At 62.0% G+C, this 11,273-nt stretch carries 10 protein-coding genes; 6 read left to right on the plus strand and 4 right to left on the minus strand.

Annotation, left to right across the window (positions count from 1 at the left end; all coding sequences use genetic code 11):
• Positions 1-22: 22 nt before the first annotated feature.
• A complete protein-coding gene (locus tag F4827_RS24410; protein WP_183728540.1) occupies positions 23-847 on the minus strand; it encodes an IclR family transcriptional regulator in 825 nt (274 codons plus the stop codon).
• Positions 848-1,458: 611 nt separating this feature from the next.
• Between F4827_RS24410 and cyoA the strand changes: the two genes are divergently transcribed.
• The 5 genes from cyoA (at position 1,459) to pcaF (ending at position 6,816) form a co-directional block, all read left to right on the plus strand.
• On the plus strand, positions 1,459-2,352 hold the full coding sequence (gene cyoA / locus F4827_RS24415; RefSeq protein WP_183728543.1) for a ubiquinol oxidase subunit II: 894 nt from the start codon (positions 1,459-1,461) through the stop codon (positions 2,350-2,352).
• 6 nt (positions 2,353-2,358) lie between these two features.
• Positions 2,359-4,362, plus strand: a complete 2,004-nt coding sequence (gene cyoB / locus F4827_RS24420) for a cytochrome o ubiquinol oxidase subunit I (protein ID WP_183728546.1) — start codon at positions 2,359-2,361, stop codon at positions 4,360-4,362.
• Between the two features lie 3 nt (positions 4,363-4,365).
• Positions 4,366-4,977 carry a cytochrome o ubiquinol oxidase subunit III gene (gene cyoC, locus F4827_RS24425; protein WP_183728549.1) on the plus strand — a complete coding sequence of 204 codons (612 nt, stop codon included), beginning with the start codon at positions 4,366-4,368 and terminating at the stop codon, positions 4,975-4,977.
• Entirely contained in the window at positions 4,978-5,298 is a 321-nt protein-coding gene (cyoD, locus tag F4827_RS24430; RefSeq protein ID WP_183728552.1) for a cytochrome o ubiquinol oxidase subunit IV, read from the plus strand.
• 315 nt (positions 5,299-5,613) lie between these two features.
• On the plus strand, positions 5,614-6,816 hold the full coding sequence (gene pcaF, locus F4827_RS24435; protein ID WP_183728555.1) for a 3-oxoadipyl-CoA thiolase: 1,203 nt from the start codon (positions 5,614-5,616) through the stop codon (positions 6,814-6,816).
• A gap of 220 nt (positions 6,817-7,036) precedes the next feature.
• On the opposite strand, the gene F4827_RS24440 is transcribed toward pcaF, so the two are convergent.
• Positions 7,037-7,267 (minus strand): hypothetical protein, encoded by a 231-nt coding sequence (locus F4827_RS24440; protein WP_183728558.1) that lies wholly within the window; start codon positions 7,265-7,267, stop codon positions 7,037-7,039.
• 308 nt (positions 7,268-7,575) lie between these two features.
• Between F4827_RS24440 and F4827_RS24445 the strand changes: the two genes are divergently transcribed.
• Entirely contained in the window at positions 7,576-8,190 is a 615-nt protein-coding gene (locus tag F4827_RS24445; protein ID WP_260175412.1) for a hypothetical protein, read from the plus strand.
• A gap of 114 nt (positions 8,191-8,304) precedes the next feature.
• Here the strand turns inward: F4827_RS24445 and gabD are convergent, their stop codons facing one another.
• A complete protein-coding gene (gene gabD, locus F4827_RS24450) occupies positions 8,305-9,756 on the minus strand; it encodes an NADP-dependent succinate-semialdehyde dehydrogenase (protein ID WP_183728562.1) in 1,452 nt (483 codons plus the stop codon).
• Between the two features lie 119 nt (positions 9,757-9,875).
• Positions 9,876-11,168, minus strand: a complete 1,293-nt coding sequence (gene gabT / locus F4827_RS24455; protein ID WP_183728567.1) for a 4-aminobutyrate--2-oxoglutarate transaminase — start codon at positions 11,166-11,168, stop codon at positions 9,876-9,878.
• Positions 11,169-11,273: the final 105 nt, after the last annotated feature.

An 11,273-nucleotide genomic window follows, 5' to 3' on the forward strand; every position in this document is an offset into this window, starting at 1 on the left:
CGAGGCGCGCCGCGAACCTCCCTCAAGTCCGCCGCGAAACCATCCCCGAGACGCGCTGGGCCGCCTGCTGCAGCGGCTGCAGGAAGGTCTTGACCATCTGTTTGGCCGAAGTGCGCTGCGCATTGCCGCTGATGTTCATCGCGGCAATCACGCGCCCCTGGCGGTTGCGGATCGGCGCGGAGATCGAGATCAGCCCGCCTTCCAGTTCCTGATCGACGATGGCCCAGCCCTGCTCGCGCACCTGGGCGATGATCTTCTTGAGCTCTTCCTTGTCGGTCACGGTGCGCGGCGTGTGCGCGTAGAGCGGCGACGCGCCCAGCGTAGCGTCGAGCGCGTCTTCGTCGAGCGCGGACAACAGCACGCGCCCCATCGAGGTGCAATACGCAGGCAGGCGGCTGCCGATCGACAGGTTGATCGTCATGATCTTGTGCGTGGGCACGCGCAGCACGTAGACGATCTCGGTGCGGTCCAGCACGGCCGCCGAGCAGCTTTCGTGCACTTCGGCCGAAAGCGCCTCCATGACCGGCTCGGCCAGATTCCAGAACGGCATCGACGTCAGATAGGCAAACCCGAGGTCGAGAATCTTGGGCGTGAGGCGGAACAGCCGCCCCTCGGCCTCGACGTAGCCCAGCGTCTGCAGCGTCAGCAGGATGCGCCGCGCGCCCGCGCGCGTGAGGCCGGTGGCGGCGGCAACGTCGGTGAGCGTCTGCTCGGGGTGCTCGGCGTTGAACGCGCGGATCACGGAAAGCCCGCGCGCGAACGACTGCACATAGGAGTCGCCCGGCTTTTCGGGGATGTCCGTCTGCTCGTCGGAAGGGGCGGGCGGTACGCGGGTGGCGGGGTTCATGGCGTCGTGGCGTCGGATCAAGGGCTGGAGGCGGCGCGAAAGGAACCCAAGACGATAGCGCAAGCGCTTTGTTTCGCCAACCGGCACGCGGCGGTGGGGCGGCGCATCGGCGTGAAAAATACAAGCGGGGTGCGTCGTTTATCAGAATGGGTTGTTTGATTTTTCGCAAGTAAATTGCTGGCCGCCTGGATTGACGATTCGATTGAATATCGATAAGGGAATTAATCGTCTTGGTTTAATCATCAGTCAATTAAAGGGGTGTTCTGAGAAGTTACGGATGCCGGTTATTTTTGGCTAACTCTGTTAGTCGCAACCTTTCGCCACATTCACACGAATTTTCGCCTGAAGAATAGTCGATATCGCTTGCGGCGCATTGTCGCGCAGGCATCTCCGGTAATTGGAAAGATAACTGAAAGATATGTGTGTCGTTCCGTCGCGCCGGTACGTATGCGCTTTGGTGCCCTCAATAAACCTTGGCCTAAATCAAATTTTTGAAGAAGTCGTTTCCGTAGAATTTCGCTAAAAACGGTACGGGTGCATTTTGCATGGCGGGTTTTGCAATGCGAATGCGTGACAGCGTTCAAAGTGGTTAAACGGAAAAGCAGGCAAACATGAAGAGAAAAGCCTTCAAAAGGTGGTTAATCCCCCTCGGCGGCGGGCTCGTCGCCACGCTAGCGGGATGTAGCGGCAACCTCACAGTGCTCGACCCCAAGGGCAGCGTCGGCGTCGCCGAAAAATCCCTCATCGCCACGGCCACGTGGGCCATGCTGCTCGTGGTGGTGCCGGTGATCCTGCTCACGCTCTATTTCGCCTGGCGCTACCGCGCGTCCAACCGCAATGCCACCTATGCGCCCAAGTGGGCGCATTCCACGGCGATCGAAGTCGTCGTGTGGACCATTCCGGCCATCATCATCCTGTTCCTTGCCGTACTCACCTGGAAGACCACGCACGAGCTCGACCCCTACAAGCCGCTCGAATCGAACGTGAAGCCCATCAATGTCGAGGTTGTAGCGCTCGACTGGAAGTGGCTCTTCATCTATCCGGATCTCGGCATCGCCACGGTGAACCAGCTTGCGGTGCCGGTGGGCACGCCGGTCAATTTTCGCATCACGTCGGATTCGGTGATGAATTCGTTCTTCATCCCGCAACTGGGCACCCAGGTCTACGCAATGGCGGGCATGCAGACGCGTCTGCACCTCGTCGCCGACGAAGCCGGCAATTACGAAGGCATTTCGGCCAACTACAGCGGCAAGGGCTTCTCGGACATGAAGTTCCGCACGCTCGCTACCAGCCAGCAGGACTTCGACGCCTGGGTGCAGAAGGTCAAGGCCTCGCACGACGGTCTGTCGATGGACCAGTACGCGGGCGTCGCACAGCCGACCGAGAAGGCGCCGGTGCAGTACTTCTCGACGGTCGATCCGAAGCTCTTCAACAACATCATCGCGAAGTACAACAACGGCCACGTCACGGACTTCAATGACCCGTCGTGCGTGACCAAGGGGTAAGCAGTCATGTTCGGAAAACTCACCTTAGAGGCGATCCCGTTCGATCAGCCGATCATCATGGGCGCAGCGGCGTTCATGGCGCTGATCGTGGTCGCCGTGCTCGGTCTCGTGACCTGGGCCGGCAAGTGGAAATACATCTGGTCCGAATGGCTCACGAGCGTGGACCACAAGCGCATTGGCCTGATGTACATCATCGTGGCGGTGCTGATGCTCGTGCGCGGCTTTGCCGACGCCGTCATGATGCGCATCCAGCAGGCTATCGCCTTCGACGCGCCCGGCTACTTGCCGCCGCATCACTATGACCAGATCTTCTCGGCGCACGGCGTCATCATGATCTTCTTCATGGCGATGGCGCTCATGGTCGGCCTGTTCAACCTCGTGGTGCCGCTGCAGATCGGCGCGCGCGACGTGGCGTTCCCGTTCCTGAACTCGCTTTCGTTCTGGATGACGGCGATCAGCGCGATCCTCATCAATCTGTCGCTGGTGGTCGGCGAGTTCGCGCAAACGGGCTGGCTCGCGTATCCGCCGCTCTCCGAATTGCAGTTCAGTCCCGGTGTGGGGGTCGATTACTACATCTGGTCGCTGCAGCTCTCGGGTGTCGGCACCCTCATTACCGGCATCAACTTCTTCGTCACCATCCTGAAGATGCGCGCGCCGGGCATGAGCCTCATGAAGATGCCGGTGTTTACGTGGACGGCGCTGTGCTCGAACGTGCTGATCATGGCCACCTTCCCGATCCTCACGATCGCGCTCGCACTGCTGGGCTTCGACCGTTACGTCGGCACGCACTTCTTCACGAATGACGGCGGCGGCAACGTCATGCTGTATCTGAATCTGATCTGGGCCTGGGGCCACCCCGAGGTGTACATCCTCGTACTGCCTGCGTTCGGCATCTATTCGGAAGTCATGGCTACGTTCTCGAAGAAGCCGCTGTTCGGCTACAAGACCATGGTCTATGCCTCGTGCGCGATCATGGTGCTGGCCTTCCTCGTGTGGCTGCACCACTTCTTCACGATGGGCTCCGGCGCCGACGTCAATGCGTTCTTCGGCATCATGACGATGGTGATCGCCATTCCCACGGGCGTGAAGATCTTCAACTGGCTGTTCACGATGTATCGCGGCCGCATCCAGTTCACCGCACCGGTGCTGTGGACGATTGGCTTCATGGTGACGTTCTCGATCGGCGGCATGACCGGCGTGATGATGGCGATCCCGGGTGCGGACTTTGTGCTGCATAACTCGCTGTTCCTGATCGCTCACTTCCACAACGCCATCATCGGCGGCGTGGTGTTCGGCTACCTCGCGGGCCTGCACTACTGGTTCCCGAAGGTGTTCGGCCTCAAGCCGAGCGAAAAGCTGGGCAAGGCTTCGTTCTGGTGCTGGTTCGTCGGCTTCTACGTTGCATTCGTTCCGCTTTACGTGCTGGGCTTCATGGGCGCGACCCGCCGTCTGAACCATTACGACAATCCCGCCTGGCATCCGTATTTCATCGTGGCTGCAATCGGCGCGGCGATCATTGCGCTGGGCGTGGTGTTCCAGGTGCTGCAGTGGGTAATGGCGTTCGTCAACCGCAACAAGGCGGAATGCCAGGACGTCACGGGCGATCCGTGGGGCGGCCGCACGCTCGAATGGGCCACTTCGTCGCCCCCGCCGGTCTATAACTTCGCGGTTATCCCGCAGGTGCAGGAAATCGATGCATTCGCCCACATGAAGGAAACCGGCCGCGGTCTGGGTCTGGCGGCGAAGTACAGCGATATCCATATGCCATCGAACACGTCGGCGGGCTTCTTCGTTGGCATGTTCAGCCTCGCGCTGGGTTTTGCAGGCGTGTGGCACATCGTCTGGCTCGCTGGGCTGGCGTTCGCCGCCATCGTCGTGACAATCGCCGCGCGCAGTTTCAGCGACGACGACGGCTATTACATTCCGGCCGCGAAGGTTCGCGAGATCGAAGAGAAGCGCCATCGCGCGACGGTTGCCGTCGAACGCGATATGGCGGCAGTGGAGGCCTAAGCCATGCTACAGAAAACCAATACGGCAACGCTCGCCGACTTCGATCATCACGATCATCCGCCGTCGAACTCGGTGTTCGGCTTCTGGATCTACCTGATGACGGACTGCGTGCTGTTCGCTTCGCTGTTCGCAACCTTTGGCGTGCTCGCACACCAGTACGCAGGCGGCCCGACGGGCAAGGACCTGTTCGACGTCACCGGCGTCGCGATCGAAACCGCGGTGCTGCTGCTGTCGAGCATCACCTACGGTTTCGCGATGCTCGGCGCGCAGCAGCGCAAGAGCGGCGCAGTGCTGGGCTGGCTCGCCATCACCTTCATTCTGGGTGCCACGTTCCTCGTGCTCGAACTGCGCGAATTCTCGCACCTGATTGCCGAAGGCGCCGGGCCGCAGCGCAGCGCGTTTCTCTCGTCGTTCTTTGTGCTGGTCAGCACGCACGGCCTGCACGTGTTTTTCGGTCTCGTCTGGATGGCCGTGCTGATGGTGCAAGTCCTGCGCCGTCCACAACTGGACGAGCGCGAAGTGCGCCGCCTTACGTGCCTGAGCCTCTTCTGGCACTTCCTGGACGTGGTGTGGATCTGCGTGTTTACTTTTGTCTATCTCGGGAGCGTGCTCTAAATGGCTCATTCTCATAGCGAAGCCCATGGCACCTTTGGCAGCTACGCTGCGGGCTTCATCCTCTCGGTGCTGCTGACCGCCGGCGCATTCGGCATCGTTTTGCACGGCGGCTTTGCGGCGGGCACCGGTCTCGCCATCCTCGCGGTGCTGGCCTTCGTGCAGGTGATCGTGCATCTGGTGTTTTTCCTGCACCTGAACGCATCGCCGGGACAGGGCTGGAACGTGTTGTCGCTGGCCTATACGGTGCTCGCCGCCGCGTTCCTGATTTTTGGCACGATCTGGGTCATGCATAACGTCAGCATGAATATGATGTCGCGTTAAGGCGTACGCTTTGCCGAAGCCTCCGGTCGCGCGAGATTCCCGTCTCGCGCGGCCGGTGCCGTTTACGCTGCTCATTTCTCCAGCTGATTCAGCGCGCGACCTGCGGATACCCCTGCTTGACACTCGCGCGCCGCGACGCCTATCATGGGCGCCAAATGTTCGATTATCGACCATGAGTTCGTGGGTCGAACAAAACGCACGAGGACGTGCGCGTTCGATACCTCATTCTTCGCCCGCGCAGTCCGTCGATCCCAACCGGTTTTGCATGGGATTGCGTCCGACGCCCACATCGCGCGCAATCGACAGGAGACTCTTATGACGGAAGCATTCATCTGCGACGCAATTCGCACGCCGATCGGCCGCTACGCGGGCGCCCTTGCTCAGGTTCGCGCTGACGACCTTGGCGCGGTGCCGCTCAAGGCGCTGATGGAGCGCAACAAGGAAGTCGACTGGGCGGCGATCGACGATGTGATCTACGGTTGCGCGAACCAGGCTGGCGAGGACAACCGCAACGTCGCGCGCATGTCGTCGCTGCTGGCGGGCCTGCCGCAGGCCGTGCCGGGTTCGACCGTCAACCGCCTGTGCGGTTCGGGCATGGATGCCGTGGGGATTGCCGCGCGCGCGCTCAAGTCGGGCGAAACGGGCCTGATGATCGCTGGCGGCGTGGAAAGCATGAGCCGCGCCCCGTTCGTGATGGGCAAGGCGAACACCGCCTTCGCGCGCGACGCCGCGATTTATGACACGACCATCGGCTGGCGCTTCGTCAACAAGCTGATGAAGCAGCAATATGGCGTCGATTCGATGCCGGAAACGGCTGAGAACGTCGCCGTCGATTACAACGTGAGCCGCGCCGATCAAGACGCGTTCGCGTTGCGCAGCCAGCAGAAGGCCGCGCGCGCCATCGCCGACGGCACGCTGGCGCAGGAAATCGTCTCGGTCAGCATCGCGCAGAAGAAGGGCGATCCGCTGGTCGTGTCGCGAGACGAGCACCCGCGTGAAACGTCGCTCGACGCGCTGGCGAAGCTCAAGGGCGTGGTCGGTCCGGACGGTTCGGTGACGGCGGGCAATGCCTCTGGCGTGAACGATGGCGCTTGCGCGCTGCTGCTCGCCAACGAAGAAAACGCCAAGCGCTTTGGCCTGACCCCGCGTGCGCGCGTGATCGGCATGGCCACGGCTGGTGTTGCGCCGCGCGTCATGGGTATCGGCCCAGGTCCGGCGACGCAGAAACTGCTCGCGCGCCTGGGCATGACGATCGATCAGTTCGACGTGATCGAGCTGAACGAAGCGTTCGCTTCGCAAGGTCTGGCCGTGCTGCGTATGCTGGGTGTGGCGGATGACGATCCTCGCGTCAATCCGAATGGCGGCGCGATTGCGCTGGGTCACCCGCTGGGTATGAGCGGCGCGCGCCTCGTGACGACGGCGATGTATCAGCTTCATCGCACCGGTGGCCGTTACGCGCTGTGCACGATGTGCATCGGCGTCGGCCAAGGCATTGCGATCGCGATCGAGCGCGTGTAATCCGTCGCCGATTCAAGCAGAGAGCCGCGAGTCTGGAAGGACTCGCGGCTTTGTTGTTTCTGCGTCGCCCTAGTCGAAAAGAAGGCAGAACACGGTAATCAGACCCAGCAACGTAAGTGAGCCGATCAGGAGCACGCCGATCAGTATGCGCAGGCTGCATTCGCTTTCGACGGCGTGCGGTGTGTGCGCACTGAGGCGGGAGAGTTGCGCGTTTTCGCGCTTATCGGCTGGCACAGGCCACCACGTACGCAAACAGAAACGGCGCGAACAGCAGCGTTCCGCAGACGAGGCCCTTGATCTGGGCGATGCGCTCTTTACGTTGTGCGGAGCTCACGTGCGCTGCGGCTTGCTCATCGGCGACGAATGTTTCTTCGGCCGGGGCAAATGAATACAGCGTTTCAACGCGGTTGAGCAGTTGCGAATGATCGATCAGCAGCGACAGCGGGCTCATGGCGGTTCTCCGAAACAGTTGATTGCAAGACAGGTATCAGGATAGGGAGACCCGCTGCCGCGCCATATCGAACGATTTCGAGATCCGGTGTGGCGTCCTGACACACCAGAAAAGCGCAACAATTCGCCCGACTATTTCGTTAGCCACCCACAAACGGAATCGAACAAAATTTAACTAAATCCCCAACGGACAGCGTGAGTTAACATCCGCGCAACTAGCGTCCCGGTTTCCGGACGCCCGCGTAGAATCGCTCCACATCGGCAGGTTGGATTGCACTCATCAAAACCGCAAGTGAGAGGAGAACGCAAATGACGAAAGCGTCTGCATGGATAGCAGCTCTGATGATGGGATTCGACGTATCGCAGGCTGTGTTTGCGCAGGACACGCAAGCGGCTTCGGCGCCTCAACAGACGGCGCTGGCGACCCAGGCGCAATCGGTGCTCGCCAACGCGCAGCCGGTTCACATCAAGGCCCAAATCGTCGGCATCGATCGCGCTGCGCGCATCGTCACGCTGCGTGGCCCGCGCGGTAACGATCTCGATATCGGGCTGAGCAAGCAGGTCGATAATTTCGATGAACTGAATGTTGGCGATACCGTCGATGTGCTTTACAAGAATGCGCTGCTCGTGACGGCGGAGAAGGTCACCGGCAAGGACAAAGGTATTCGCAAGCGCGTCGATACCAGCGTGTATCTGCCCGCTTCGTCGGGTTATGACGCTGCGCGCCAGATCGAAGTGCAGGCGAGCGTCACGCACGTCAATCTTAAGAAGCGCGAAGTCACGCTGCGCGGCGCATATCAGACCGTGACGGTTGAGGCCACGCCGGATATTGACCTCAAGACGCTCAAGGTCGGCGACACGATTCACGCCGTTTTTGTTTCGGCCTACGCCACGCAGATCACGCCGGTCGGCGCGACGCAATAAATCGCGCTCAAAAAAACAAAACCGGCGCGTAGCGAACAGATCGCCACGCGCCGGTTGATCGGAACTTCTGCAAGCACGGGCGCCTGTCACGGCGCCCGTTGTGCTTCTGACGGCTTACATGCCGGCCATGCACAGGTACTTGATGACGACGTAGTCGTCGATACCATAGTGCGAGCCTTCGCGGCCCAGGCCCGATTGCTTCACGCCGCCGAACGGTGCGACTTCGTTCGAGATCAGGCCGGTGTTGATGCCCACCATGCCGTATTCGAGCGCTTCCGCCACGCGCCAGACGCGGCCGATGTCGCGGCTGTAGAAGTAGGCGGCCAGACCGAATTCCGTGTCGTTCGCCATCCTGATCACTTCTTCGTCCGACGAGAAGCGGAACAGCGGCGCGAGCGGGCCGAAGGTTTCGTCGCGCGCAACCTTCATCGCGGGCGTGACGCCGGTGAGAATGGTCGGCTCGAAGAAGCCGTGGCCGAGCGCGTGACGCTTGCCGCCCGTCAGCACCTGCGCGCCCTTGCCGAGCGCGTCTTCGATGTGCGATTCCACCTTCAGCACGGCCGCTTCGTTGATGAGCGGGCCTTGCGTTACGCCCGCTTCGGTGCCCAGACCCACCTTGAGCTTTTCGACCGCGTCGCGCAGCTTGGCGGCGAAGGCGTCGTACACGGCGTCGTGCACGTAAAAGCGGTTCGTGCAGACGCAGGTCTGGCCGCTGTTGCGGTACTTCGAGGCGATCGCGCCCGCCACAGCGGCGTCCAGATCGGCGTCGTCGAACACGATGAACGGCGCGTTGCCGCCCAGTTCGAGCGAGACCTTTTTGACGGTCGCGGCGCACTGGCTCATCAGCAGGCGGCCAACCGGCGTCGAGCCCGTGAACGAGAGCTTGCGCACGATCGGGTTGCCGGTGAGCTCGCCGCCGATCGCCTTGGGGTCGCCCGTGACAACGCTGAACACGCCTGCCGGCACGCCGGCGCGTTCGGCCAACACGGCCAGCGCGAGCGCCGAGAACGGCGTGGCTTCAGCGGGCTTGAGCACGATCGGGCAGCCCGCCGCGAGTGCGGGGCCGACCTTGCGCGTGATCATCGCGGCGGGGAAGTTCCACGGCGTGATCGCGGCGCATACGCCAATCGCTTCCTTCGTCACGACGATGCGCTTGTCGTTGGCGGGCGTCGGGATCGTGTCGCCGTAGACGCGCTTGCCTTCTTCGGCGAACCATTCGAGGAACGAAGCGGCGTAGCCGATTTCGCCCTTGGCTTCGGCGATCGGCTTGCCTTGTTCGGTGGTGAGGATCAGCGCGAGGTCGTCGGCGTTTTCGATCATCAGATCGTGCCACTTGCGCAGGATGACGCTGCGCTCCTTCGCGGTTTTGGCGCGCCATGCGGGCCAGGCGGCGTTGGCGGCGGAGATCGCGCGGCGCGTTTCGGCCGCGCCCATGCGTGGCACCGTGCCGATCAGCGCGCCCGTGGCGGGATTGACCACGTCGAGCGTGGCGCCATCTTCGGCGCCTTGCCATTCGCCGTTGATATAAGCGGCGTTCTTGAGCAGCGATGCGTCTTTCAGGTTCATCAGTGAACTCCGGACAGTGCGTCTATTCAATTCGAAACGGTTAAGCGAAAACGGCACAGCGGCAAGCGCCGGTGTGCCGTTTGCAACTCAAGCTTAAGCAGCGATGAGCAAGGTGTGGCTTACGCCGGCACGCCCACGGCTTCCTTGATCGACTCTTCGAGGATCGCGAGGGCTTCGTCGAAGACGTTTTCCTGGATCGTCAGCGGGAACAGGAAGCGCACGACGTTCGAGTACACGCCGCACACCAGCAGCAGCAGGCCGCGGTTGAGCGCGGCGGTTTGCACGCGCTTGGTGAAGTCGGCGTCGGCTTCATCGGTGCCCGGCTTGCAGAACTCGACAGCGTTCATTGCGCCCGGACCGCGCACGTCGGCGATCTGCGGCACTTCGGCCTTCATCGCGTTGAGTTTTGCCTTGATCTTGTCGCCCAGCTTCGTGGCGCGCTCGCACAGCTTTTCTTCCTCGATGATCTCGATGACCGCGTGTGCCGAAGCCACTGCCAGCGGGTTACCGGCGTACGTGCCGCCGAGGCCGCCAGGCGCGGCTGCGTCCATGACTTCCGCGCGGCCGACCACGCCCGACAGCGGCATGCCGCCGGCCAGGCTCTTGGCGATCGTCATCAGGTCCGGCGCGACGTCGTAGTGCTCCATCGCGAACAGCTTGCCGGTACGTGCGAAGCCGGTTTGCACTTCGTCGGCGATCAGCAGGATGCCGTGCGTGTCGCAGATCTTGCGCAGGCCGCGCACGAAGTCAGCCGGCGCCTGGTAGAAGCCGCCTTCGCCCTGAACCGGTTCGAAGATGATCGCGGCGACGCGCTTCGGATCGATATCGGCCTTGAACAGCATTTCGATGTGCTTGAGCGAGTCAGCCGTGCTGATGCCGTGGACCGAGTTGGGGTACGGAGCGTGGTAGACGTCGGCCGGGAACGGGCCGAAGTTCAGCTTGTACGGCGCGACCTTGCCGGTGAGCGCCATGCCCATCATCGTGCGGCCGTGGAAACCGCCTGCGAAGGCGATCACGCCCGGACGGCCCGTCGACGCGCGGGCGATCTTGACGGCGTTTTCGACGGCTTCAGCGCCGGTCGTGAAGAACGCAGCCTTCTTCGCGAAGCTGCCCGGAGCGCGTTGCGCGACCTTTTCGGCCAGCGAGACGTAGGACTCGTAGGGGACGATCTGGTAAGCGGTGTGCGTGAACTGGTCGAGTTGCGCCTTGATGGCGGCGACGATCTTCGGATGACGGTGACCCGTGTTGCAGACGGCGATGCCGGCTGCGAAGTCGATGAAGCGGCGGCCTTCGACGTCCCACAGTTCCGCGTTTTCAGCGCGCTCGGCGTAGAAGTCGCACATCACGCCCACGCCACGCGGGGTAATGGCGTTCTTGCGGCTCTGCAGATCGGCGTTCTTGCTCACGTTCATCTCCTTCAATGCTTTCGGTTCTGAGGTTGGTGGGTGGACCCGGCAATGGCTTGATCGGACGATCGGTCGCCAGCAGCCCATGCCGCGACTATACTCAGGTTTGGC

This window comes from Paraburkholderia bannensis (assembly GCF_014200455.1).
Taxonomy (GTDB): Bacteria; Pseudomonadota; Gammaproteobacteria; order Burkholderiales; family Burkholderiaceae; genus Paraburkholderia; species Paraburkholderia bannensis_A.